Consider the following 23,389-nt stretch of genomic DNA (forward strand, 5'->3'; position numbering starts at 1 on the left):
CCGCGGGCCATGGTCCGGCCCGTGCACGCGCCAAATCATCCAGGACAAACACCTGCGTCCTTCACCCCTGACTCCCGCCAGGCCTGGGTGCGCCTGGTCATTGCGCTTGTGATCGGCTCGATCGGCGCTGTCGGCATGTGGGCGGTCGTGGTCGTGATTCCCGTGGTGCAGGCCGAATTCGGCGCCACGCGCGGCGCGGTGTCGCTGGCTTTCACCCTCATGATGTTCGGCTTCGGGCTCGGCGGCGTGATCGCCGGCAAGATCACCGACCGGTTCGGCATCGTGCCGGCGATGGCGATCAGCATTGCCTTCCTCGGCGTTGCCAACGTGCTCGCGGGTCTGTCGACGCAGCTCTGGCAGTTCGTGGCGGCGTATTTCCTCATCGGGCTCGGCACCTCGGCCACCTTCGCGCCGCTGATGGCGGAAGCCTCGCATTGGTTCGAGCGCTATCGCGGATTGGCCGTGACCATCGTCGCCAGCGGCAATTATGTCGCGGGAACAATGTGGCCGCCGATCGTGAGCTGGGGCACACAGGAGATCGGCTGGCGCTATACCCACATTGGCATCGGCATCGTCTGCGCCGGCCTGATGGCGGTGCTGGTGCTGATCCTGCGCGCGCAGATGGGCAACGACCATATCCGCGATCATGCCAACGCACCGCCGCCGCGGGTCGATCTCAAGCTGTCGACCAATACACTGACGGTGCTGCTCTCGATCGCCAGCATCTCCTGCTGCGTGGCGATGGCGATGCCTCAGGTGCACATCGTCGCCTATTGCGGCGATCTCGGCTACGGCGTCGCCCGCGGCGCCGAGATGCTGTCCTTGATGATGGGCTGCGGCATCATCAGCCGGATCGGCTCCGGCTATCTTGCCGACAAGATCGGCGGCATCCGCACGCTGCTGGTCGGATCGCTGGCGCAGGGCTTTGCGCTGGTGTTCTATCTGTTCTTCGACAGCCTCACCTCGCTGTATCTGATCTCCGCGATGTTCGGCCTGTTCCAGGGCGGCATCGTGCCGAGCTACGCCATCATCGTGCGCGAGGCGATGCCGGCGAGCGAGGCCGCGACGCGCGTCGGCATCGTGATCTTTGCGTCCGTGTTCGGCATGTCCTTCGGCGGCTGGGTGTCCGGTGTCATCTTCGATGCCACCGGCTCGTACGCTGCGGCGTTCGCCAACGGCGTGGCGTGGAATGCCCTCAATATCGGCATCGTCTTGACGCTGCTGATCCGCTCGCGCATGAACGCGACCAGGGCAGGGGCAGGCTTCGCGACCTGAAACGCGGCCCCGTCGGCGCGAGGTCGTATCGATGCAACCCGGAACATCTTGACATGCCGCGGGTACCGTCACTCCGCTGGATGTGGCTGACTATTGCCGTCGTGTTGCTGGATCAGGGCACGAAGCAACTCGTTGTTGGCTGGCTGGAGCCGGATCGCCCGAGAATCATTTTTGCGCCAGGCGCATTGCCGTCAATCGACTTCCTGCTGTCCTACAACAAAGGCATCTCGTTCAGCATCCTGCGGTTCGCGGACGACGTGCAGCGTTGGCCCTTGGTTGGCCTATCGCTTTTCGCCTGCGGACTGTTGGCTTTGTGGCTCCACCGCGTGCCGCCGAATCAGCCGATCCTGACAACTGGACTCGCCCTGATCATTGCCGGCGCGTTCGGCAATATGTTGGATCGCGCCCGGATTGGCGCGGTGATCGACTTCGTCCATCTCTCTTACAAGTCCTGGTCGTTCGCCATATTCAATGTCGCAGACACTGCAATCACCTTGGGCGCCAGCGCGACCATGTTGTCGCTATTCTTGGAGACGGCTTAAACCGCCTGTCCTGCCTTCAGCAGCGAGCAGCCGGTGATCTTGTAGCTTCCATCCGCCTGCTGCTCGAGCGTGTAAAGCGCCTCCCAGGCCTCGCCATTGGCATCGATGATGTGAACGCGCTGGGCAACCGAGCTGCCCTCGATCTTACTGTCGCCGAACTCAAAACTCTTGTGACGATAGACCGGCGCGTGGCCGTTCTGCACCATGGACATGAAGATGTCGGGGGCGGGAAAGATCTGCTTGATTGCCGGTGCGGCATAGGAATAGGCGGCGCTCGCATCGTCATGGATGAAGGCCTGCTCCTGGGCGCGGATCACGCCTTGCGCCGCCGTGACATCGTCAGCGCGTGCGGCGAGGAGACTAAGGGCAATCGTGAGGGCGACGACCAAGCCTGCGATGCGCATGACAGGCTCCGCGTTGATATCCCGGCGGCCGCGATGCTAGCACATCTCCGCGCCTACCGCTTCCGCCTTGGCGCCGATTTCGCTGGCCTGGCTGCGCGCGCCTTGGACTCTGGCTGCACGCGCAGGCCGTCGACGAACACGTCGAGAAGCCGCAGCGCGGTTGACTGCCAGCCGGGCTGGTCATGGATGTAGCACATGCCGAAGAACGCGCGCAGCAAGTCCTCGGGGCTGATGTCGGCGCGCATCTCGCCGGCCGCGACTGCGCGGTCAAGCAGTGAGCCGATCGCCTTCGTCAGCCGATCGAACGAGAAGGCGTGCAGCTCGGACCCGCTTTGCACCGCGAGCGCCAGGGCTGCCACCATGCCCTTCTTGGTCGCGACGAACTCAACGTTGGAGCGCAGCCAGCGCCTGAGCGCATCGACCGGATCCTTGGCATTCTTCAACTGCTCTGCGAGCTCGCTGAGCTGCTCGACCTCGCGCCGGTACACCGCCTCGAACAGATCCTCGCGCGTCGGAAAATGCCGGTAGAGCGTGCCGATGCCGACGCCGGCGCGTTTGGCCACCGCCTCCAGGCTCGCCTCGGGGCCGCCGGCGCTAAACACGGTCTTGGCCGCTTCGAGCACGCGCTCGCGATTGCGCACGGCGTCGGCGCGAGGCTTGCGGGTGTGGTCGGTCTGGTCGTCCATGGTGCGCAATGTAGATCACGAATTGGTTAGATTGAACACTTCTTGAACCCTTGGCGAGCCGCATCGCGTTGTTTGCGCACGGGCTTTCGACGGATTCCAAATATCTTTCCGCGGCTCTTGTTAAACGGAGGGTGCCTCCGTATCTTCGCTCAAGCGTCGGGCCGCATCATGTTCGGGCGGCGCGGTATCGACGGCGGCCACGGCGGTGGCGCGCCGCGCGATCATTCATGTCCATATCTGATCGGAGCCTTGTATGAACCACTCCATCAGCCTCACCGTGAACGGTGCGCGGCGCGACTTCGTCCTCGACGATCCCCGCGTCACGCTGCTCGATCTCCTGCGTGAGCGCCTCCATCTGACCGGAACCAAGAAAGGATGCGACCGCGGCCAGTGCGGCGCCTGCACCATTCTCGTCGACGGCAAGCGCATCAACTCATGCCTTGCGCTCGCCATCAGCCACGACGGTGCCGACGTCCTCACCATCGAAGGCATCGCACGCGGCGACCAGCTTCATCCGGTGCAGGCCGCCTTCATCGCCCATGACGGCTTTCAGTGCGGCTTCTGCACGCCCGGCCAGATCATGAGCGCGATCGGCATGATGCGCGAAGGCCAGGCCGGCAATGATCCCGAACGCGTCCGCGAATGCATGAGCGGCAATCTCTGCCGCTGCGGCGCTTATGTCGGCATCGTCGATGCCGTGCTGGAAGCGCAGGCCGGCCTGGACGAGACCAATCAGAGGCGCTCCGCATGAAACAGTTCGATTATGTCAGGCCCGGCACGATCGCTGAAGCCGTTGCCGCCGCGGCCCAGCCGGGCGCTGTCTATCTCGCCGCCGGCACCAACCTGCTCGACCTGATGAAGGGCGGCGTCAGCCGTCCGGATCGCCTGGTCGACGTCACGCATCTCGATGGACTCGATGGCATAGAGACTCTCGCCGACGGTTCGTTGCGCATCGGCGCACTCGTCGGCAACGCCGACCTCGCGCACAATGCCGAGTTCGCGAGATCGTATCCTGCGGTGGCCGAAGCGCTGCTCTCCGGAGCGTCGGCTCAGTTGCGCAATGCCGCGACCGTCGGCGGCAATCTCTTGCAACGGACACGCTGTGCGTATTTCTACGACACCGCCAGCCGCTGCAACAAGCGCGAGCCGGGCTCCGGCTGCGATGCCCGCGGCGGCGAGAACCGCAGCCATGCCGTGCTCGGCTGGAGCGAGAGCTGCATCGCCACGCATCCGTCCGACTTCTGCGTGCCCCTGGTCGCGCTCGACGCGGTCGTGGAGATCGAGAGCAGGAACGGCCGGCGCGAGATCGCGCTCTACGAACTGCACCGCCTGCCGGGCGACGCGCCCGAGCGCGAGTCCGCGCTCGAGCCCGGCGATCTCATCGTCGCGGTGCGCCTGCCGCCCGCCGCGCGCGGCTTTGCCGCGCATGCGCGCTACGTCAAGGTTCGCGAGCGCACCTCCTACGCTTTCGCTGTCGTCTCGGCCGCCGCCGCGCTGCGGATCGAGAACGGCAGAATCGCGGAGGCGCGGCTTGCACTCGGTGGTGTCGCCGCAAAGCCCTGGCGCGCTCGCGCAGCAGAGGACGTGCTCAGGAATGTTGCGCCCACGGCAGACGCGTTCCAGGAGGCGGCCTGGCGCGCGCTCGCCGACGCAAAACCGTCCGGCGACAACGCCTTCAAGATCGAGCTCGCGCGCCGCATCGTCGTGCGCGCGCTGCTACTCGCCGCAGCCGGTACGCCTGCGCGTATCCCCGCGCTGCCGGCCTCTCCCTTTGCCTCGACCTCCGGAGCCATCCATGCCTGAGCTCAACCTGACCAGCGCTCCCGCCCATCTGCGGCACGGCTCGAATATCGGCCAGCCAATGACCCGCCGTGATGGCATCCTCAAGGTCACGGGACGGGCGACCTACGCCGCCGACAATCATCCGCCCGGCATGCTGTTTGCGGTGATGGCGGTCTCCAGCATCGCGCGCGGCCGCGTCGTTTCGCTCGATGTCGCTGCCGCCAAGCGCCATCCCGGTGTCGTGGACATCATGACGCCAGACCACAAGCCACAGCTCGCGGTCGCTCCTGATACCAAGACCAATCCATTCGTATTCAGGATGGAGGTGTTGCAGAGCAATGAGGTTCGCTACGCCAATCAGCCGATCGCCGTTGTGATCGCTGAGACGCTGGAAGCCGCGACTGAAGGCGCTGCCCTGCTTGCGCCGCGCTATGATGAACTGCCGCCGCTGGTCGGGCTCGATGCCGGCGAGACCTTCGTGCCGCCCGTGGTCGGCGTCGGCAATCCCAGCGAACATCACCACGGCGACGTCGAGGCGGGCCTTGCCGCTGCCGAGAAGCAGATCGGCGCGACCTACGAGACGCCGCCGCAATATCACAACGCCATGGAGCCGCACGCGATCGTCGCGCGCTGGGAGGGCGATAAGCTCTCGATCGACACGCCGAGCCAGGGCATGGTGATGGCGCGCGGCCGCGTTGCCGAGCTGTTCGGCCTTGCGCCGGAGAAGATCCACATCCGGAGCCCATTCCTCGGCGGCGGCTTCGGATCGAAGGGGTTCTTGACCGGGCCGCAGATCCTCGGTGTCATGGCGGCAAAGCTGGTCGGCAGGCCGGTCAAGCTGGTATTGCGTCGTGAGCAGATGTACGGCCCAGTCGGCCATCGCGCGCCGACGCGGCAGCGGCTGCGCATCGGTACCGACGACGAGGGGCGCCTGACCGCGCTCGACCACCATGCCCGTACGGTATCGAGCACGTTCGACGATTTCTACGAGCCGGCCGCCGGCGCCTCGCATGCGCTCTACGCGGCGCCCGCGATCCGCACCTCACACGATGCGGTGCGCGTCAATACCGGCACGCCGCTGTTCATGCGTGCGCCGGGCGAGGCGACCGGCTCGATCGCGCTCGAAAGCGCGATCGACGAGATGGCTTGGGCCTGCGGCATGGATCCGCTCGCCTTCCGCCTCAAGAACTACGCCGAGGTCGAGCCGATCTCCGGCAAACCGTTCTCGTCTAAGGCATTGCGTGCCTGCTACGAGCAGGGCGCGACGCGCTTCGGCTGGGCGAAGCGTCCGCTTCAGCCGCGGCAGATGCGCGACGATGCCGGCCTCTTGGTCGGCTGGGGCATGGGCACCGCGACGTTCCCGGCGCTCATGTTCCAGGCCGAAGCGCGCGCGGTGATCCGCCGCGACGGCTCTGGCGTGATGGAGATCGGCGCGCACGACATGGGGCAGGGCGCCTGGACCGCGCTGGCGCAGATCGCGGCCGATGGCCTGGGTCTGGATGCCGACCGCGTCGAGTTCAGGTCCGGCACGTCGGACCTGCCCGACGGCGGCATCGCCGGCGGCTCGGCCCACACCGCGACGGCCGGCAACGCGATCCACAATGCCGGCGCGGCCGTGATCGCAAAGCTCGCCGATCTCGCCACCAATGATGAGCGCTCGCCGCTGTTCGGTGCCGGCAATGCCGGCGTGATCGCGCGGGACGGCAGGCTGATCCGGCGCGACGACGACGGTCGGAGCGAGAGCTATGCCGAGATCCTGGCGCGCGTCGGCGTTGCCGAGGTCGAGGCCCGCGGCACCGGCGCGCCGAACCCTGCGGCCATGGAGGAATATGCCATGCACGCCCACGGCGCAGTGTTCGCCGAGGTGAAGGTCGACCCCGAGCTCGGCCAGGTCCGCGTCACCCGCATGGTCGGCGCCTTCGCGGCGGGACGCATCGTCAATCCGCGCATGGTACAGAGCCAGCTGTTCGGCGGCATGATCTGGGGCCTGTCCTTCGCACTGCACGAGGAAGCGATTACCGACCGGCGCAGCGGCCGGATCATGAATGCCAATCTCGGCGAGTACCACATCCCCGTGAATGCCGACGTGCCGCCGCTCGACGTCATCACGGTCGAGGAGCACGATCCGCACGTGAATGCGCTCGGCATCAAGGGTGTCGGCGAGATCGGCATCACCGGCAGCGCCGGCGCGGTCGCCAACGCCGTCTGGCACGCAACCGGCGTGCGCGTCCGCCGCTTTCCGATCCGGATCGAGGAATTGCTGGTGCAGCGTTGAGGCAGAAGGCGGGGCGAGATCTTCTTGCTCCGCCGGTCAGTTCATCATCCTGCGGAGCGCCTTCGGTCGCGCGTCAGAACGTCGGCGGCGTGCAGGCCGAGATCACCTCGCACGGCTTGCCGCCGACGCAGCGGAAGCGATGCGGGCGCCGGCTCTCGAAATAATAGGCATCGCCGGGATTGAGGATGCGGCGCTCGTCCTCGACCGTCACCTCGAGCTTGCCCGAGATCACGATGCCGCCTTCCTCGCCGTCATGGACGAGATGCACGCGTCCGGTGTCGCTGCCGGGCTCGTAGCGCTCTTTTAAGATCTGCAGGCTGCGGCCGAACAGATTGTCGCCGACTTGCCGATACGAGATCGGCTTCTTGCCGACCTCGGTCAGCTCCTCGGCGCGGTAGAAGATCTTGCGCCTCGACTCCGGCTCCAGCGCGAAGAACTCGGCGAGGCCCATGGGGATGCCGTCGAGGATGCGCTTGAGCGCGCCGACCGAGGGGTTCATCTGGTTGGATTCGATCAGCGAGATCGTCGAATTGGTGACGCCGGCACGTTTGGCCAGCTCGCGCTGCGACAGCTTGTGGCGCGCCCGGATGAATCGTAGCCGTCCACCGATGTCGACGCTCATAGCCCAAGCCCTGTTGCAGGTGTTGCGGATCGCGCAAATATGGACCGGCAGCCCCAGTCAAATCAATGGCTTGCAGGCCACCAGAAAAGGACTTGTTGCGGTTTCCAAGCCGTGGCTCAGCTATGGAGTCAGCAAAGGAGCGCGGCCGTGACCCTTCATCAGATCCCGAACACCATCAAGACCGATTCGTACTGGATGCCGTTCACGGCGAACCGGCAGTTCAAGAAGGCGCCGCGCCTGTTCTCCTCGGCCGAGGGCATGTACTACACCAGCGTCGACGGCCGCCAGGTGATCGACGGCTCCGCCGGGCTCTGGTGCGTCAATGCCGGCCACGGCCGCAAGCAGATCGCCGCCGCGGTCGAGCGCCAGCTGATGACGCTGGACTTCGCGCCGTCGTTCCAGATGGGCCACCCGCTGGCGTTCGACTTCGCCGAGCGTCTCGCCGAGATCGCGCCGAAGGGGCTCGACCGCGTCTTCTTCACCAATTCCGGTTCGGAATCGGTCGACACCGCGCTGAAGATCGCGCTCGCCTATCACCGCGCCAACGGCCAGGCGAGCCGCACCCGCCTGATCGGCCGCGAGCGCGGCTATCACGGCGCCGGCTTCGGCGGCACGTCGGTCGGCGGCATGGTCGCCAACCGCCGCGCCTTTGCGACCCTGCTGCCGGGCGTCGACCATATCCGCCATACCCACGATCTCACCCGCAACGCTTTCGCCAAGGACCTGCCCGAGCATGGCGCCGAGCTCGCCGACGACCTCGAGCGTCTGGTTGCGCTGCACGGCGCCGAGACGATCGCCGCCGTCATCGTCGAGCCGGTGCCGGGTTCGACCGCGGTGCTGCCGCCGCCGAAGGGCTATCTGCAGCGCCTGCGCGAGATCTGCGACAAGCACGGCATCCTCCTGATCTTCGACGAGGTCATCACAGGCTTCGGCCGCCTCGGCACGCCGTTCGCCGCCAATTTCTTCGGCGTCACGCCGGACCTGATGACGACGGCCAAGGGCATCACCAACGGCACCATTCCGTGCGGCGCGGTGTTCGCGAGCCGCAAGGTGCATGACGGTCTGATGACCGGCCCGGAGAACCAGATCGAGCTGTTCCACGGCTACACTTATTCGGCGCATCCGACCGCTTGCGCCGCAGGTATTGCGACGCTCGACATCTACAAGGACGAAGGCCTGCTGACGCGCGGTGCCTCGATCGCCGAATACTGGCGCGATGCGCTGCATTCGCTGAAGGGCCTGCCCAATGTTGTCGACATCCGCAATTGCGGGCTGATGGGCGCGGTCGAGCTGGCGCCGCGCGACGGTGTGGTCGGCGCGCGCGGTTATGACGTGATGGTCGACTGCTTCAACACCGGCCTTTACCTGCGCATGAGCGGTGACAGCTTCGCGATGTCGCCCCCGCTGATCGTCGAGAAGAGCCACATCGATCAGATGGTCTCGATCCTCGGCGACGCCATCAAGAAGGTGGCCTGATAATTGCTCTCGCCGTTGCGAGTTGTTTCCTTGCAGCGGCGAGCGCCGCGGGAGTTTGACCAAGCGTGAAAGTTCTGATCCTCGGCAGCGGTGTCATCGGTGTCACCTCTGCCTACTACCTCGCTCGTGCCGGTCATGAGGTGACGGTCGTCGACCGTCAGCCGGAGCCGGCCCTGGAGACCTCTTTCGCCAATGCCGGCGAGGTGTCGCCCGGCTATTCCTCGCCCTGGGCCGGCCCCGGCGTGCCGGTGAAGGCGGTCAAGTGGCTGTTGATGAAGCACGGCCCGCTGGTGATCCGGCCGAAGCTCGATCCGGTGATGTGGGTCTGGCTGCTCAAGATGCTGCGCAACTGCACCAGCGCGCGTTATGCGGTCAACAAGAGCCGGATGATTCCGATCGCGGAATACAGCCGCGATGCGTTGCGCGATCTGCGCCGCGACATCGGCATCCAGTATGACGAGCGCTCACGGGGCACGCTGCAGCTCTTCCGCTACCAGGCCCAGCTCGACGGCACGGCTGAGGACATCGCCGTGCTCAAGCAATACGGCGTTCCTTTCGAAGTGCTGAGCCGCGAGGGCTGCATCGCGGTCGAGCCGGCGCTATCAGGCGTGAAGGAAAAATTCGTCGGCGGGCTTCGTCTGCCGCAGGACGAGACCGGCGACTGCCACATGTTCACGCAATCCCTGGCCAAGCATGCCCAGGCGCTCGGCGTGCGCTTCCTGTTCAATACCGGCATCGATCGCATCGTCACCGAGGGCTCGCGCGTCAGCGGTGTCGCGACCAGCGCCGGCCTGTTGCAGGCGGACGCTTACGTGCTCGCGCTCGGCAGCTGGTCGTCGCGGCTGGTGGCGCCGCTCGGCATTTCGCTGCCGGTCTATCCGGTGAAGGGCTATTCGATCACGGTGCCGATCAAGGACGCCTCGGGCGCGCCGGAATCGACCGTGATGGACGAGAGCTACAAGGTCGCGATCACCCGCCTCGGCAATCGCATCCGCGTCGGCGGCACCGCCGAGATCTCGGGCTATTCGGACAAGCTCTATAATGCACGCCGCGCCACGCTCGATCACTCCCTGACCGACCTGTTCCCGCGGGGCGGCGATCTCGCCAAGGCGACATTCTGGAGCGGCCTGCGCCCGATGACGCCGGACGGCCCGCCCGTGATCGGCCCGACCCAATACGCCAACCTCCACCTCAACACCGGCCACGGCACGCTCGGCTGGACCATGTCCTGTGGCTCGGGGCGCGTGCTTGCCGACATGCTGTCGGGCAAGAAGCCGGAGATCGACGTGAGTGTGCTTTCGGTGGAGCGGTACAAGCACCGGTTTGGCTAAAGCTCTATCCGCTCGTCATTGCGAGGAGCCCCTTCGACGAAGCAATCCAGCCTGTTTCCGCGATGAGACTCTGGATTGCTCACATGGGGATTTGATGTGTCAAGGTTTATGGTCAGCTCTTTGTTCGATTGCAGGCCAGCTCTTCGTCCCGACCGCGGAACTTTTCGGATGGCGCGCGCAGATCAGGTCAAGACCGGCCCGTGAGGGCCGCCGCGAAGCGGCTTGGCCTTGACCTGAGCGAGCACGCCTTCAGGCTCGTTGGGTCGGGAAGTGCGGCGTGAACTACTCCTATGGTTGGCGATCCAAGGGTCGAGCCGGTTTTGGCAATCTGGTTTGCATGCCAGATCAAACTCACATTCGGTCGTTGCGCGGTGGCGACTGCACCAACATTCCGCTTGCGGCGGGCAGGCTCGAGAGGACGAGACCCTTCTTCGTTACGGCGTTTGAAGCCATGCAATCCATCGGTTCGTCCACCCGGATCGGCCGAGGCTGATCAACCTCGGCGGATTGGTTTTGAGGCTGAGAGGCGTGGTGTCAGGCGCCGGGCTTCACCACGGCTCCCTCGATCACGACGCCGGCGGTCACGTATTTCCACAGGGCCACGAGCAGCTTGCGCGCCAGCGCCACGATTGTGCGCTTGCGGCCGCGCTGGCTGTTGGCCTTGAACCACTGGGTCAGAGCCGATTGAGGCTGGTGACGTATCCACAGCCAGGCGAGCTGGATCATCGTGGTTCTCAGGCGCGGATTGCCGGCCTTCGACACGCCCTGCTCACGCTCAATGCCGCCACTGCGCCATGGCGTGGCCGCAAGACCGCATAGGACGCAACCTGGCGGCGGTTGGTGAACTGACGGTGGAAGGCCTCCGACCAGAGAATGGCAGCAAAGTTCGGGCCCAGGCCCTTCAAGTCGAGCAGCATCGCGACCGGGTTCGATGCAGCCTTCTCGCCTGCTGGTCGGCTTGCAGCCAGCAATGCATCCTGCTCGCGCTCTACCGCCGCGATCTGGTCGAGCAGAAGTTCGAGCCGGTCGAGCTCGCGGCTGATCTGCGCCTTCAAATGCGCCGGCAGCAGCCGCCCGTCCCCGTGCGCAAGGCCTCGAGCCGCGTCCGTCGATCGCGCCGCAGCGGCACGTAGTCGAATATCCCTTGCGCAAACAGAACACCCTTGATCCGGTTCACATGCACGATCCGCTCCGCGATCAAGGTCCGCCGCTCCCGGCAAAGCCTGCGGCGGTCCTCTTCTTCCGGAGAGGGGGCAACGACCATCGCGCAGACCCGTGGCTCGCCGCGCTTGTAGGCCAGAAGCGACCGCAACAGCGTCTCGCCGTCCAACCGGTCCGTCTTGGCCCGCCGGCGTCGGCGCGGCGTCGCGATCGAGGCCGGATCGACCACGTAGCTCTCGACGCCCTCCGACTGCAGAGTGCGGTGAAGCCAGAACCCATCCAGCCCCGCCTCCTGGATGGTGATGATCGGATAACTCTCGCCCGTTCGCGCCTGGGCCTTACGCTTCAGCGCTGCAAAGAGCTTCAAAAGCTCCGCAATAGCGCCGGCCTTCACGCTGTGTTTGGACATCTTCTCGCCCTTGCCGGGCGACAGCGATGTAACCAGCCATGTCGAACGGCTCAGTTCCAATGACACAAAAATTGCGCCAATCTGCGTCCGGATAGCGGCCAGTCCGTCGGAAAGATGATCGAGCAACATCGTTGTCTCCAGGTTGAGTGCTTCAGCAACCTCAGTCTGGCCTCAGACCCGGTCGCTATCCACTCCCCATGGAATCTTCGCTGCGCTCGCAATGACGTTGTGGAGGCGTTTCGGTTCTCTTCGCCTCTTCCCGCGTGCGGGGAAGGCCGGAATTTGCGTAGCAAATTCCGGGTGAGGGGGAGCCTCCGCGAGTCCCGCCGCTACCATCTTTGCGGAAGTAGCCCCTCACCCCAGCCCTCTCTCCGTAAGAACGGGGAGAGGGAGAGCAGCTATCCCGCCCCCGTCACACAATTCACCCACAACACCACCGCCTTCGCATCATTCGCCGGATTCGAAAACCGGTGCGGCCTTCGGCTCGCGAAACGAAAGCTGTCGCCCGTCTTCAGCGACCACGTCTCGCTGTCCACCGTCAGCATCATCTCGCCTTCGAGCACGAGCCCGGCCTCTTCACCGTCGTGGGTGTAGAGCTCGTCGCCGGTGGAGCCGCCCGGCTCCAGATGCACCAGGAACAGGTTGAGCTTGTTGTCCGCACTGGCCGGGCTCAGCAATTGTTTGGAGACGCCGGTCCGCCAGAGCTTCAGTTCGGGGCGCTGCAGTCCGCGCGTCACCACCTGGTCCGATGCGCCGTCGGCGCTCGGGCTTGCGCCGAACAGCGCGGCGATGCCGACGCCGAGCACGTCGGCGAGCGTTGCCAGCACGCGCAGTGACGGTGACGACAGCCCGCGCTCGATCTGGCTGAGAAAACCGATCGACAAATCGGTGCGCGCCGCGACCGTCTCCAGCGAGAATTGCCTGACCCGCCTGAGATCCCGGATGCGGCGGCCGACCGCGACGTCCATCGCCGGCTCGGCCGGCTTGGCGACGGCTTTGGCTTTCACCTTCCTGACCGGCTTTGCGGCGGCCGATTTGCGCATCCTTTTGCCACCGCTCACGTCAGACCGCTTCCTTCATCTGCATGAAAACCACTTGCATCGTCCGCAAAAGTGTGACCAAATTTTCATATTGGTGAAAATAGGCCGAAACGGCTCGGCCCGCAACGTCTGATCACGACATGCGCGAGCCCCGTCACCGGCCAGACCCAAAGGGGGATGCGATGAAGCGTTTTGTTCAGGCCGCGATCGCGGCGCTCGCCATTGCCATAGCCGTGCCGGCGTCGGCGCAACAAGTGCTGAAGGTCGGCTCGACGCCGACGGGCATTCCCTTCACCTTCCTCGACACCAAGACCAACACCATCCAGGGCATCATGGTCGATCTCATCACCGAGATCGGCAAGGATACCGGCTTCAACGTGCAGATCGAGCCGATGCAGTTCTCGGCGCTGATCCCCTCGCTCACCTCGAGCAAGATCGACATCATCGCGGCTGCGATGTTCATCACGCCGCCGCGCAAGGAGGTCGTCGACTTCTCCGACCCGATCTACACCTACGGCGAGGGCCTCGTGGTGCCGAAGACCGACACCAAGGCTTACGCCACGCAGGACGATCTGAAGGGCGAGACGGTCGGCGCGCAGGTCGGCACCGCCTTCGTCGACGCGCTGAAGAAGACCGGTTTGTTCGCCGAGGTGAAGGCTTACGACACCATTCCCGACATCCTGCGCGACGTGAACACCGGCCGCCTCAAGGCCGGCTATGCCGACTATCCGATCCTCGCCTACAATCTGAAGCAGGGCGGCTTCCCCGAGGTGCGCCTGGTCGACGGCTACAAGCCGGTCACCGTCGGCTCGGTCGGCATCGGCGTGCGCAAGGGCGAGACCGCGCTGCTCGGCAAGATCAATGCTTCGCTCGCGAAGCTGAAGGCCAACGGCACCATCGACAAGATCCTGGATAAATGGGGCCTGAAGGCACAGGGGTGATCGATAGAGACTGGGCTGCCCGATGAAAGGCTTCTGGCGCGACGCCGTCGAGTTCTTCCCGATCCTGTTGAACGGTGTCGCGCTGACGATCGTCGTCACGATCGGCTCGCTGCTGCTCTCGACGGTGCTGGGGCTGGTCTGGGCGATGATGCGAGTCTCCGGCATCAAGGCGCTGTCGATGCTCAGCGCCAGCCTGATCAACGTGATCCGCGGCATCCCGATCATCGTCCTATTGTTCTATCTCTACTTCGTGATGCCGGATCTCGGCGTCACCCTGACAGCCCTGCAGGCCGCGATCCTCGGGCTCGGCATCGCCTATTCGGCCTATCAGGCCGAAAACTTCCGAGCCGGCATCGAGGCGATCGACAAGGGGCAGATCGAGGCGGCGCAGTCGATCGGCATGGGCTGGTGGCTCACCATGCGCCGCGTGGTGCTGCCGCAGGCCGTGCGCATCGTGCTGCCGCCCTACGGCAATGTCATGATCATGATGCTGAAAGATTCCTCGCAGGCCTCGACCATCACGGTCGCCGAGCTTGCCCTTCAAGGCAAGCTGATCGCGTCCTCGACCTTCAAGAACACCAGCGTGTTCACGCTGGTGGCGCTGATGTATCTCACCATGAGCATCCCGCTGATCCTGCTGGTTCGTCACTTCGAGAAGCGGGCCGGCAAACGATGATCGAGCTGAACGACGTCCACAAGAGCTTTGGCAAGGTCGAGGTGCTCAAGGGCATCAATGCGTCGGTGCAAAAGGGTGAGGTGGTCTGCATCATCGGGCCGTCAGGCTCCGGCAAGTCGACTATCCTGCGCTGCATCAACGGGCTCGAGAACTATGACCGCGGCGAGATCAGCGTCGAAGGCTTGAAGGTCGACCGCGATGCGCCGTCGATCGTGAACATCCGCACCCAGGTCTCGATGGTGTTCCAGCGCTTCAACCTCTTCCCCCATCGCACCGCGCTGGAGAACGTGGTCGAAGGCCCGCTGTTCGTGAAGAAGGAGCCACGCGCCCAGGTGCTCGAGCGTGGCCGCGCGCTGCTCGCCCAGGTCGGGCTTGCGGAAAAGGCCGACGCGCATCCGCCGCAGCTCTCCGGCGGCCAGCAGCAGCGGGTCGCCATCGCGCGGGCGCTGGCGATGCAGCCCAAGGCGATCCTGTTCGACGAGCCGACCTCGGCGCTCGATCCTGAGCTGGTCGGCGACGTCCTCGGCGTGATGCGCAAGCTCGCCGACGACGGCATGACCATGGTCGTCGTCACCCACGAGATGGGCTTTGCCCGCGATGTCGCCGACCGCGTGCTGTTCATCGACGGCGGCGTCATCGTCGAGCAGGGGCCGGCCAAGGCGCTGCTCAACCAGCCGCAGCATCCGCGCACGCAGGACTTCTTGCGCCGCGTGCTGCATCCGCTTTGACCGGAATTCGCCATGACGCGCCTGCCTCTGCCACCCTCGCTCTATGCCGATACGGCCGTCGCGCCGGTTGCCACGCCGCCGCTCGACGTCGACAAGAATGTCTCGGTCGCGATCGTCGGCGGCGGCTACACCGGCCTGTCCACCGCGCTGCATCTGGCCGAGCAGGGCGTCGAGGCACTGGTGCTGGAGGCGCAGGAACCCGGCTGGGGCGCGTCCGGCAACAATGGCGGCCACACCAATCCCGGCCTGAAGCACGATCCTGATCAGATCGAGGCCGATTTCGGCGCGGAGCTCGGCCGCCGCATGATCGAGTTCTCCTATGGCACCACGAACTTCACCCACGATCTGATTCGCCGCTACCAGATTCCCTGCGAGGCGCGGCAGAACGGCACGTTGCGCGCGGCTTACAATGAAGCCAGCGCTGCGGCGATCGAGAAAACGGCGCAGCAATGCATTCGCCGCGGCATGCCGGTGACCTATCTGAACCGCGAACAGCTCCGCGAGATGACCGGCACTGACCGTTACATCGGCGCGATGCTGGATACCCGCGGCGGCGATCTGCATCCCCTGAGCTACGCCCGTGGCCTAGCGCGCGCCGCGATCTCCGCGGGCGCGAAGGTCTATGGTGAAACGCCGGCGCTGTCGCTTCGCCGCGACGGCAATCGCTGGCGCATCGAGACGCCGCGCGCAGTGGTTCATGCGGATAAGGTCCTGCTCGCCACCAACGGTTTCACCGACGATCTCTGGCCGGCGCTCCGCCGCACGATCGTGCCGGTGTTTTCCTCGATCGCCGCCACCGCGCCACTCTCTGACGCGGTCGCGCAGTCGATCATGCCGACGCGTTCCGTGCTCTACGAGAGCGGCCACATCACCGTCTATTACCGCATCGATCAGCAGAACCGCCTGTTGATGGGCGGCCGCGGCCCGATGCGTTGGATCAAATCGCCGAGCGACGTCGCCTATCTCTTGCACTACGCCGAGCGGCTATGGCCCCAGCTCAAGGGCGTCGCCTGGACCCATGGCTGGAACAGCCGGCTCGCCATCACCAATGACCACTATCCGCATGTGCATGAGCCCGCGGAGAGCATCCTGATCTCGCTCGGTTGCAACGGCCGAGGCGTCGCGCTCTCGACCGCGATGGGCGCGCAGCTCGCGCGGCGGCTGATCGGCGGTGCCAAGGCCGAGATCGACATGCCGATCACAGGGATCAAGCCGATCCCGATGCACGCGTTCTGGCCGGTTGGGGTGACGACAGCGGTGATCGCCGGCCGGGTGAGAGATCGATTGGGGATATAGAGAAGGCGCCGCCGAGGCAGCGCCTTGCTCGATCCGATGTCAGCAGCGGCCCTGCTTCCACAGCCCGGGAGGGCATCCCATGCCGCGCCAGCCGACCTTGCGTCCATGCGACCAGCCGGGCGGCGTGCCATAGTGATAATGGCCCATCGCGTGACCATAGCCGTGACCGCGACCATGTCCATGTCCGCCCTTTGCAACCGCGGCGTCGGCAAACGTAAAGCTGGCCGCGATGATCAGCGACGCGGCGAGCGCAAGTTTCTTCATCATGTCCTCCAGTGGGGCGAGCGCATCTGTCCGCTCAATGAACGAACTGTGCGCAGGTAAGTTCCCTGCGAATGTGGAGGAGTCATGACGCTCGCGCAGATGCGTGGTCGCGCGAGGGTTCAACGAGCGATGGCATGATCTCGCGTCGATCTCTGCGCTCAGCCTTCGGCGACGGCCTCGGCCCAAGGCTGAAAAATCTCGACCGCGCCAAAATTCGTGTCGCCCTCGCGCATCACCACGCTCGGACAGGCGAATTTGTGAGGCAACGCCTGCACCCGGCTTTCTTCGTAGTCGAAGCGCGCGGCCAGCGCGTTGCGTACTTCTTCTGGAAGCCGGGCGTCTCCGATCACGATCGCGCCTTCGCTGGCGTCGAGGCGCGGCTGATGGATGGCGGCGTCCAGATCCATCCCGAAATCCATCGCAAAGGATACGAGCTGCATCACGGAGGGGAGAATGCGGCGGCCGCCGGAGGCGCCGACGGCAACGCGCTTGCCGTCCTTTGTCTCGGCGATAACAGGCGTGTAGTTGCAAAGGCAGCGCTTGCCCGGTGCAAGCGAGTTGGTGGTGCCCGGCATCGGATCGAACCACATGATGCCGTTGTTCATGGTGATACCGCTGTGCGGTGTCACATATTTCGAGCCGAAGGACGAGAGCAGCGTCTGAGTCACCGCCGCGATGTTGCCGTGACGGTCGACCACCGAGAAATGCGTGGTGCAGGCGGGCGCGAGATATTCCGCGCCGAGCGAGCGCTTGCCGTCGGCATCGCCCATGTCCTTGAGACGCTCGCGGAAGGCTGCTTGCAAGGCGAGCGCATATTCGACATAGGTCGCGGCATCCGGCGCGCGTGCGGGCGTCAAGCTCTGCTGCAACAGGCGCAGCGCATGCGCCATCGTCGGCCCCGCCGTGAGCTCCGGCGTCGCAAGCACCTTGCCCTCGCGATAGGGGATCGCCAGCGGCTCGCGCAGGTGGGCGCGGAACGCGGCGAGATCCTCCACCGACAGCGAGCCGCCGTCGGCCTTGATGTCGGAGGCAATGCTCCGGGCGAGATCGCCCTGGTAAAAATCGCGAGGGCCGGCCTCGGCAAGATGTGACAGCGTCGCCTTCAGCGTGTCCTGCGGCAGCCGTGTCTCGGACTTGGTGCCCCATGGCGCGCTCGGCGGCAGGCCATCGTTCAGGTACGCGGCCGCGCTCGCGGGATAGCGCCTGAGATCGGCGGCCGCGCCTGAGATCGTCACCGTCGTCCACCAATCGACCAGCAGGCCTTCGCCGGCGAGCGCGGCAGACGGCGCGACCAGATCCTTCCACGGTATTTTGGCGTAGCGGCGATGCGCCTCTTCCATTCCGGCGACGACGCCGGGCACGGCAATCGAGCCGGGACCATGGATGTTGCGGTCGTCCTTCACGCGTTGCCAGGGAAACAGGTCGGAAGCCGCGCCTTCGCCGCTGAGCGGATAGTCGGCAGTGCGCAGGCTCTGCGGCGCGCACATGCCGTAGTCGATCACCTCGTAACGATTTTCCTTCGCGCGGTAGAGCACCATCGCGCCACCGCCGCCGATACCGCTATTCCAGGGCTCCAGCACGTTCAGCGCAAACGTGGTCGCGACGATCGCGTCCACGCAGTCGCCACCTGCGGCCAGCACCTCCGCCCCGACTTCAGCAGCCCGCCGCGATTGTGAGGCGACGATGCCGCCCTTCGATTTAACTGCAGGTTTGCGGACGGTTTGGTTGAGGCTGAACTGGTGAGGCATGATGTCGCTTGATGTCGTGTCGTGGCTTCATTGCGCGGAATTTGAAGCTCCGCAATTGGCGAAGCCCGCGGACAATGGCACATTGCGGCCAACGAGAACATCGAAAGGAACGCGACATGGCTGGTGTGAAACAGGCGCGGGATGGCGCGGTCGGAATCCTGACGCTCGACGAACCAGCCAGCCTCAACGCGATGACGCCGGACCTGCTCGGCGCACTTGCCGCCGCTGTCGCCGAGATGACGCAGGACGAAGGCGTCCGCGCCCTGATCCTCACCGGTGCCGGTCGCGGTTTTTGCTCGGGACAGAATTTGAAGGCATCGGGAGCGCTCGGCGAGGATATCGCGGCCGGCGTGATGCGCTTCTACTGGCCCGCCTTCAAGGCCTTGCGCGAGTGCCGGGTGCCCGTAGTCGTCGCCGTCAACGGAGTGGCGGCCGGCGGCGGCTTCAGCCTCGCCATGGCCGGCGACATCATTGTTGCGGCGCGGTCGGCGAGTTTCATCCAGGTCTTCAGCCGCATCGCGCTGGTGCCCGATCTCGGCTCGACCTGGCTGCTGCCGCGGCTGATCGGCCGACAGCGCGCGCTCGAGCTGATGCTGCTGAACGAGTCGCTGACGGCGGAACGCGCCCAGGAGATCGGCCTGGTGCGGCAGGTCGTCGACGACGCCAAGCTGATGGACGAGGCGTTAGCTCTGGCCCGCCGCCTCGCCGACGGACCAACGCGCGCTTTGGTGGCAACGCGCGCGCTGGTCGAGGAGAGCGAGCATGCGACCTACGAGGCGCAGTTCCGCCGCGAGATCGAGCTTCAGGCGGTGATCCGCAAGAGCGCGGACGCTATCGAAGGCCGCAATGCTTTTGTCGAGAAGCGCCAAGCGAAGTTCATCGGGCGTTAAGAGGTGGGGCCCTGTCGCCTCGTCATGGCCGGGCTCGTCCCGGCCATCCACGTTCTACTGTCCTAGAGGCAAAGACGTGGATGCCCGGGACGAGCCCGGGCATGACGAGTGGAGAGACCATTGCTGGAAAGCGGCGATGCTCGCCTCAGCGGATGCGATCCAGCCGGCTGGCCTGATATTTGGCGCGCCATTTCGGGCCAGGTCCGCGCATGTAGTGCAGCTCGGGGCGGTAGGGGTCGCCCGCGACGCGGATCAGCGTCTGCCATTTGGTGGCGACGAAGCTCAGGGGCTGGCGGAGCACGCTCAAAGAAGCGAGCAGCATGGCATCACCTCAATGCGGCTTGCCGAGCATGGCGGTGAAGGGGAGATCGAAGATCTCCTCGCCATCGTCGTCGCTGACATGGATCACCCAGTCGCGCCAGTCTTCCGCACCGGGCGTCTGGATCATCGAGTTCATGATCTGGGTGGCGCGGTCGCGCGCCTCGGTCAGATTGGCGACGGCGGCGCCGTAGTGGTCGATCAGTGTGCCCTCGGTGTTGGAGCAGTGAAAATAGACCTGGACCATAAGCGCCTCCTGTAGAAAGCGATTGGGACGGCAAATCGATACCACCCCAAGCATTCGCGAAACATTCGGGTCGAGCCCGGTAAGGGAATTTACGGAGATTGGTCGGGACCAAGGTCGTTACAGGTTTAATCACAGGCGGGTGATGGCTGGACGGGACCCAGGCGGCATGAAACAACGTCCGCGGGAAGTCGGGGGCGACCGTGAACCAGTTCACATTCGAGAGCAGACGGCGAAATCCGCGCTTGCTTGCAGCGGTGTTGGCGGTCGCGCTGCTCGGCTTCGCCCCGGCGTCGTCCGAGCCGGTCAGGAGGAGCGGCTACGCGATCGGCACGGAATCCTGCGGCAGCGGCGATCTCGCCTTCCGCAAAATCCAGATCGACATGAAGGTGGGATTCTGCGCCGGTCTGGTCGCCAGCGAAGAGGACCGCCTCAAATTCCCGCGCTCGATCGTCCAGGTGCCCGGCCGTGACCTGTTCGTGGTCGCCGACATGGGCGGCTGGGGTCATACCGACGGGCGGCTGCTGCTGCTCGATCCGCATGCGCCCCAGGGACAACGGCTCAAGGAGCTGCTCACGAGGCTCGAATATCCGTTCGGCCTCGTGATCGGTCCCGACAAAAAGCTCTATGCCTCGACCGCGGAGGCGATCTTCCGGTTCGATCCGCTCGCCGACAATCCACGGAGCACGGTCGAGACCATCATCCGCCACATGCCCGGCCGCAGGATCACGTTGCCCGACGGCACGAAGCTGGACGAGAGCGCCCACCCGCTGAAGCCATTCGGCTTCGACAAGTCCGGGCGCCTGTTCGTCAATGTCGGCTCGCACAGCGACGACTGCATCACACCGGCGCCGATCACAAAGCCCTGCGCTGCGGCCGAGGGCGCCTCCGCGATGGCATCGATCTGGCTGTTCACGCCGCCCGCAGGCGGTGTGTTTCCGGCGTTGAAGCCCGGCGATCCCGACCCGCCGCACACCGTCTATGCGCGCGGCTTGCGCAATTCGATGGCGCTGGCACTGCATCCGAATTTTCCGGATGCCGGCTACGCCTTCCTGCAGGGCGAGAACGCGCGCGATCTGCCTGACATCTTCAAGCCGAACGAGGAGATCAACGCGATCGAGCAGGGCAAGCACTACGGCTGGCCCTATTGCTACGATCTGTCGACGCCGAGTCCTGAATTCAGGCTCGTGCTGCAATCCGGGGCCTACAAGTCGCTCTGCACGGCCAATGCGCTCTACAAGCCGCCGCTCTCGCTGCTGCCGCCGCATGGCGCGCCGCTCGCGATGCTCTATTACCACGGCGGCAAATTTCCGGAGCTCGAGGGCAAGCTGCTGGTCGGCCTGCACGGCTATCGGCCGACCGGCAGCCGCCTGCTCGTCTATGACGTCGACGATCACGGCTTTCCCAAACCTGCCCCGGCACCAGTGCGCTATCACGTCAGTTGCGCGGCTGACCCGACCCGCAGTTTCCAGACCGACGCCGGCGAGGTCCCCGCCGCGCCGTTCGAGGAGCTGATCGCAGGCTGGCACCGCGTCAACGGCGCGCGGCCGCAAGGCGCCCCGGTCGGCATGACGGTTGCGGAGGACGGCGCGATCTGGCTGGTCGAGGACAAGAACAAGACCGTGATCCGCATTTATCGCGCCACGGGTGATCCGTCGCCACCGCTGCCCTGCGATATGCGCAGCCAGGCTATGATCGACCAGCTCGCGGCTTTCGTCGCCAGGGACGCACAGAACAGCGTTCGCCTGACCACGCTGCGCAAGGGCCTCATCGAGAAGCATTGCGTCGGCTGCCACTCGGATTTCGGCTTGAAGCCGGGCCAATCGGAGGCAGAGAAGGACGGCGCCGTGCTCCGTTTCATGCTGTCGCAGGATGGCTGGATCTATCCCGGCGATCCCGACGCCGGCAAGCTGCGCACGCGCCTGCGCGGGTTGGGCACGGAGAAGCTGATGCCGCCGGGTGGCGAGAGCCTGCCGAAGACCGAGCCTGGCTACAAACGTCTGCTGGATGTAGCGGATCTGCTCGTCGCGAAGATGGTTCCGGGCACGCGGATGCGGATCAAAGCCGGTCCGCCGCAGCGCAAGTTCTATGACAAAACGAACAAGGAATGCGGCGAAATACCGGCCGCCAAGGTCGTTGTCGTGACACAAAGGAGCGCTGTAGACAGACCCGGCTTCAGCCGATTCTTCCGGCCGGCCGATCCCTATCTGAATGGCGAGTGCACCGACGGCGATGGCTATTACATCCGGCAGGAATTTCTGGTGCCTGTGCAGTAGCGTCCTCTTCATCATCGCCACGGCGCCCGCCCAGGCCGAGACCAGGCTGTTCGAAAGCGTGCAGGTGACGCCCGCCGGCGAATATACGTTCGGTATCGAAGGGCCCGCCGCCGACCTCAACGGCAATCTCTTCGTGGTCAATCTCGGCAAGCCCGGCACCATCGGCAGGCTGCCGGCCGGCAGCGCGGCGTCGGAGCCATTCACGGTGCTGCCCGAAGGCAGTGTCGGCAACGCCATCCGCTTTGCGCGCGACGGCACCATGTTCATTGCCGACTATAAGAAGCACAACATCTTCGCGATCGCGAAGGGCACGACCGAGCCCGTCATCTGGTTTCACTCGGACGAGATGAACCAGCCCAACGACATCACCATCGCCCGCGACGGCACGCTCTATGCGAGCGATCCGAACTGGAAGGGCAGAGAAGGCCATATTTGGCGCATCGCGAAGGCTGCGGACGGTACGGTGCAGGGGCAGGTGATGCCGGCGCCGCGCGCGATGGGCACCACCAACGGCATCGATCTCAGCCCGGACGGCAAGACGCTCTATGTGGGCGAATCCAGCAGCGGCCAGATCTGGTCTTATGCGATCAGCGGCAACGAGCTCACCGGCGCAAGGCTCGTCAAGTCGTTTCAGCCCGACACCGTCGACGGTCTGCGCACCGACGTCACCGGCCGTCTCTATGTCGCGCGCATTCTCAAAGGCACGATCGCGCTGATGAAGCCCAATGGCGCCGTCGAGCGGGAGATCGCGCTTCGGGCCAAGGAGCCGACCAACCTCGCCTTCGGCGGCAGTGACGGCAAGACGGTCTTCGTCACCCAGCGCCAGGGTGGCTTCATCGAATCCTTCCGCACCGACCAGCCGGGGCGCGAGCACTGCCTCCAGCGCGGGCGCTGCTAGAGCATGATCTGCTTCCGATGCAGAGCCGCGCGCGCACAGGTGCGGCATTCTTCTTGCTTGCATCTCGCCGCCGCGGAGATCAAGACTTTCGTGGCACGTCAAGAGAA

Annotated in this window: 22 protein-coding genes and 1 pseudogene; 14 read left to right on the top strand and 9 right to left on the bottom strand. The window is 65.2% G+C overall.

What is annotated here, in order from left to right; genetic code table 11:
- The first annotated feature begins 9 nt into the window (after positions 1-9).
- Both P6U29_RS08110 and lspA read left to right on the top strand, forming a co-directional pair.
- A complete protein-coding gene (locus P6U29_RS08110) occupies positions 10-1,275 on the top strand; it encodes an MFS transporter (protein WP_407117100.1) in 1,266 nt (421 codons plus the stop codon).
- Positions 1,276-1,355: 80 nt separating this feature from the next.
- The gene (lspA, locus tag P6U29_RS08115; protein WP_407117101.1) at positions 1,356-1,817 is read left to right on the top strand and encodes a signal peptidase II; all 462 of its coding nucleotides are present in this window, start codon (positions 1,356-1,358) and stop codon (positions 1,815-1,817) included.
- On the opposite strand, the gene P6U29_RS08120 is transcribed toward lspA, so the two are convergent.
- On the bottom strand, positions 1,814-2,221 hold the full coding sequence (locus tag P6U29_RS08120; RefSeq protein ID WP_407117102.1) for a DUF4864 domain-containing protein: 408 nt from the start codon (positions 2,219-2,221) through the stop codon (positions 1,814-1,816). The two genes, lspA and P6U29_RS08120, sit on opposite strands and share 4 nt — an antisense overlap.
- A gap of 53 nt (positions 2,222-2,274) precedes the next feature.
- Positions 2,275-2,907, bottom strand: a complete 633-nt coding sequence (locus P6U29_RS08125; RefSeq protein WP_407117103.1) for a TetR/AcrR family transcriptional regulator — start codon at positions 2,905-2,907, stop codon at positions 2,275-2,277.
- A gap of 253 nt (positions 2,908-3,160) precedes the next feature.
- Here P6U29_RS08125 and P6U29_RS08130 point away from each other — a divergent pair, with 253 nt between their 5' ends.
- From P6U29_RS08130 to P6U29_RS08140, 3 genes are read left to right on the top strand one after another with little or no spacing between them, the layout of a single operon-like run.
- Positions 3,161-3,658 carry a (2Fe-2S)-binding protein gene (locus P6U29_RS08130; RefSeq protein ID WP_407117104.1) on the top strand — a complete coding sequence of 166 codons (498 nt, stop codon included), beginning with the start codon at positions 3,161-3,163 and terminating at the stop codon, positions 3,656-3,658.
- Positions 3,655-4,710: an FAD binding domain-containing protein gene (locus P6U29_RS08135; RefSeq protein ID WP_407117105.1), complete on the top strand. Its 1,056-nt coding sequence runs from the start codon at positions 3,655-3,657 to the stop codon at positions 4,708-4,710. The genes P6U29_RS08130 and P6U29_RS08135 overlap by 4 nt, the downstream gene beginning before the upstream one ends.
- Complete coding sequence (locus P6U29_RS08140; protein ID WP_407117106.1) at positions 4,703-6,964, top strand: xanthine dehydrogenase family protein molybdopterin-binding subunit; 2,262 nt, start codon at positions 4,703-4,705, stop codon at positions 6,962-6,964. Before P6U29_RS08135 ends, P6U29_RS08140 begins: the two co-directional genes overlap by 8 nt.
- A gap of 73 nt (positions 6,965-7,037) precedes the next feature.
- On the opposite strand, the gene P6U29_RS08145 is transcribed toward P6U29_RS08140, so the two are convergent.
- Complete coding sequence (locus P6U29_RS08145; RefSeq protein ID WP_018646206.1) at positions 7,038-7,586, bottom strand: cupin domain-containing protein; 549 nt, start codon at positions 7,584-7,586, stop codon at positions 7,038-7,040.
- Between the two features lie 147 nt (positions 7,587-7,733).
- On the opposite strand from P6U29_RS08145, the gene P6U29_RS08150 reads away from it, so the two are divergent.
- Positions 7,734-9,062: an aspartate aminotransferase family protein gene (locus tag P6U29_RS08150; protein ID WP_407117107.1), complete on the top strand. Its 1,329-nt coding sequence runs from the start codon at positions 7,734-7,736 to the stop codon at positions 9,060-9,062.
- 65 nt (positions 9,063-9,127) lie between these two features.
- On the top strand, positions 9,128-10,393 hold the full coding sequence (locus P6U29_RS08155; RefSeq protein WP_407117108.1) for a D-amino acid dehydrogenase: 1,266 nt from the start codon (positions 9,128-9,130) through the stop codon (positions 10,391-10,393).
- A gap of 534 nt (positions 10,394-10,927) precedes the next feature.
- On the opposite strand, the pseudogene P6U29_RS08160 reads toward P6U29_RS08155, so the two are convergent.
- A pseudogene (locus tag P6U29_RS08160) lies at positions 10,928-12,092 on the bottom strand (IS110 family transposase).
- A gap of 269 nt (positions 12,093-12,361) precedes the next feature.
- A complete protein-coding gene (locus tag P6U29_RS08165; protein WP_407117109.1) occupies positions 12,362-13,006 on the bottom strand; it encodes a helix-turn-helix domain-containing protein in 645 nt (214 codons plus the stop codon).
- Between the two features lie 179 nt (positions 13,007-13,185).
- On the opposite strand from P6U29_RS08165, the gene P6U29_RS08170 reads away from it, so the two are divergent.
- From P6U29_RS08170 to P6U29_RS08185, 4 genes are read left to right on the top strand one after another with little or no spacing between them, the layout of a single operon-like run.
- A complete protein-coding gene (locus P6U29_RS08170; protein WP_407117110.1) occupies positions 13,186-13,944 on the top strand; it encodes an ABC transporter substrate-binding protein in 759 nt (252 codons plus the stop codon).
- Between the two features lie 22 nt (positions 13,945-13,966).
- Positions 13,967-14,620: an amino acid ABC transporter permease gene (locus tag P6U29_RS08175; protein WP_407117111.1), complete on the top strand. Its 654-nt coding sequence runs from the start codon at positions 13,967-13,969 to the stop codon at positions 14,618-14,620.
- Positions 14,617-15,348: an amino acid ABC transporter ATP-binding protein gene (locus tag P6U29_RS08180; RefSeq protein ID WP_407117112.1), complete on the top strand. Its 732-nt coding sequence runs from the start codon at positions 14,617-14,619 to the stop codon at positions 15,346-15,348. Before P6U29_RS08175 ends, P6U29_RS08180 begins: the two co-directional genes overlap by 4 nt.
- 12 nt (positions 15,349-15,360) lie before the next feature.
- Positions 15,361-16,644, top strand: coding sequence for an NAD(P)/FAD-dependent oxidoreductase (locus P6U29_RS08185; RefSeq protein WP_407117113.1), 1,284 nt, complete (start codon positions 15,361-15,363; stop codon positions 16,642-16,644).
- A 39-nt stretch (positions 16,645-16,683) separates the two neighbouring features.
- On the opposite strand, the gene P6U29_RS08190 is transcribed toward P6U29_RS08185, so the two are convergent.
- On the bottom strand, positions 16,684-16,908 hold the full coding sequence (locus tag P6U29_RS08190) for a hypothetical protein (RefSeq protein WP_407117114.1): 225 nt from the start codon (positions 16,906-16,908) through the stop codon (positions 16,684-16,686).
- A 158-nt stretch (positions 16,909-17,066) separates the two neighbouring features.
- Positions 17,067-18,656 carry a gamma-glutamyltransferase family protein gene (locus P6U29_RS08195; RefSeq protein WP_407117115.1) on the bottom strand — a complete coding sequence of 530 codons (1,590 nt, stop codon included), beginning with the start codon at positions 18,654-18,656 and terminating at the stop codon, positions 17,067-17,069.
- 116 nt (positions 18,657-18,772) lie between these two features.
- Here P6U29_RS08195 and P6U29_RS08200 point away from each other — a divergent pair, with 116 nt between their 5' ends.
- Complete coding sequence (locus tag P6U29_RS08200) at positions 18,773-19,546, top strand: enoyl-CoA hydratase-related protein (protein ID WP_407117116.1); 774 nt, start codon at positions 18,773-18,775, stop codon at positions 19,544-19,546.
- A 145-nt stretch (positions 19,547-19,691) separates the two neighbouring features.
- Here P6U29_RS08200 and P6U29_RS08205 read toward each other — a convergent pair whose 3' ends face one another.
- On the bottom strand, positions 19,692-19,868 hold the full coding sequence (locus tag P6U29_RS08205) for a hypothetical protein (protein ID WP_407117117.1): 177 nt from the start codon (positions 19,866-19,868) through the stop codon (positions 19,692-19,694).
- Positions 19,869-19,877: 9 nt separating this feature from the next.
- On the bottom strand, positions 19,878-20,111 hold the full coding sequence (locus tag P6U29_RS08210; RefSeq protein ID WP_122401210.1) for a DUF6894 family protein: 234 nt from the start codon (positions 20,109-20,111) through the stop codon (positions 19,878-19,880).
- Positions 20,112-20,311: 200 nt separating this feature from the next.
- On the opposite strand from P6U29_RS08210, the gene P6U29_RS08215 reads away from it, so the two are divergent.
- Positions 20,312-22,384, top strand: a complete 2,073-nt coding sequence (locus P6U29_RS08215; protein WP_407117118.1) for a PQQ-dependent sugar dehydrogenase — start codon at positions 20,312-20,314, stop codon at positions 22,382-22,384.
- Entirely contained in the window at positions 22,341-23,282 is a 942-nt protein-coding gene (locus P6U29_RS08220) for an SMP-30/gluconolactonase/LRE family protein (RefSeq protein ID WP_407117119.1), read from the top strand. The genes P6U29_RS08215 and P6U29_RS08220 overlap by 44 nt, the downstream gene beginning before the upstream one ends.
- Positions 23,283-23,389 lie beyond the last annotated feature (107 nt).

It is taken from the genome of Bradyrhizobium sp. LMG 9283 (assembly GCF_045571415.1).
Classification (GTDB): Bacteria; Pseudomonadota; Alphaproteobacteria; order Rhizobiales; family Xanthobacteraceae; genus Bradyrhizobium.

What these genes read in the sequence shown, in the direction of transcription:
- P6U29_RS08110 (WP_407117100.1), top strand. Translation starts at nt 10, where the DNA reads ATGGTCCGGCCCGTGCACGCGCCAAATCATCCAGGACAAACACCTGCG.
- lspA (WP_407117101.1), top strand. Translation starts at nt 1,356, where the DNA reads ATGTGGCTGACTATTGCCGTCGTGTTGCTGGATCAGGGCACGAAGCAA.
- P6U29_RS08120 (WP_407117102.1), bottom strand. Translation starts at nt 2,221, where the DNA reads ATGCGCATCGCAGGCTTGGTCGTCGCCCTCACGATTGCCCTTAGTCTC.
- P6U29_RS08125 (WP_407117103.1), bottom strand. Translation starts at nt 2,907, where the DNA reads ATGGACGACCAGACCGACCACACCCGCAAGCCTCGCGCCGACGCCGTG.
- P6U29_RS08130 (WP_407117104.1), top strand. Translation starts at nt 3,161, where the DNA reads ATGAACCACTCCATCAGCCTCACCGTGAACGGTGCGCGGCGCGACTTC.
- P6U29_RS08135 (WP_407117105.1), top strand. Translation starts at nt 3,655, where the DNA reads ATGAAACAGTTCGATTATGTCAGGCCCGGCACGATCGCTGAAGCCGTT.
- P6U29_RS08140 (WP_407117106.1), top strand. Translation starts at nt 4,703, where the DNA reads ATGCCTGAGCTCAACCTGACCAGCGCTCCCGCCCATCTGCGGCACGGC.
- P6U29_RS08145 (WP_018646206.1), bottom strand. Translation starts at nt 7,586, where the DNA reads ATGAGCGTCGACATCGGTGGACGGCTACGATTCATCCGGGCGCGCCAC.
- P6U29_RS08165 (WP_407117109.1), bottom strand. Translation starts at nt 13,006, where the DNA reads ATGCGCAAATCGGCCGCCGCAAAGCCGGTCAGGAAGGTGAAAGCCAAA.
- P6U29_RS08170 (WP_407117110.1), top strand. Translation starts at nt 13,186, where the DNA reads ATGAAGCGTTTTGTTCAGGCCGCGATCGCGGCGCTCGCCATTGCCATA.
- P6U29_RS08175 (WP_407117111.1), top strand. Translation starts at nt 13,967, where the DNA reads ATGAAAGGCTTCTGGCGCGACGCCGTCGAGTTCTTCCCGATCCTGTTG.
- P6U29_RS08180 (WP_407117112.1), top strand. Translation starts at nt 14,617, where the DNA reads ATGATCGAGCTGAACGACGTCCACAAGAGCTTTGGCAAGGTCGAGGTG.
- P6U29_RS08185 (WP_407117113.1), top strand. Translation starts at nt 15,361, where the DNA reads ATGACGCGCCTGCCTCTGCCACCCTCGCTCTATGCCGATACGGCCGTC.
- P6U29_RS08190 (WP_407117114.1), bottom strand. Translation starts at nt 16,908, where the DNA reads ATGAAGAAACTTGCGCTCGCCGCGTCGCTGATCATCGCGGCCAGCTTT.
- P6U29_RS08195 (WP_407117115.1), bottom strand. Translation starts at nt 18,656, where the DNA reads ATGCCTCACCAGTTCAGCCTCAACCAAACCGTCCGCAAACCTGCAGTT.
- P6U29_RS08200 (WP_407117116.1), top strand. Translation starts at nt 18,773, where the DNA reads ATGGCTGGTGTGAAACAGGCGCGGGATGGCGCGGTCGGAATCCTGACG.
- P6U29_RS08205 (WP_407117117.1), bottom strand. Translation starts at nt 19,868, where the DNA reads ATGCTGCTCGCTTCTTTGAGCGTGCTCCGCCAGCCCCTGAGCTTCGTC.
- P6U29_RS08210 (WP_122401210.1), bottom strand. Translation starts at nt 20,111, where the DNA reads ATGGTCCAGGTCTATTTTCACTGCTCCAACACCGAGGGCACACTGATC.
- P6U29_RS08220 (WP_407117119.1), top strand. Translation starts at nt 22,341, where the DNA reads ATGGCTATTACATCCGGCAGGAATTTCTGGTGCCTGTGCAGTAGCGTC.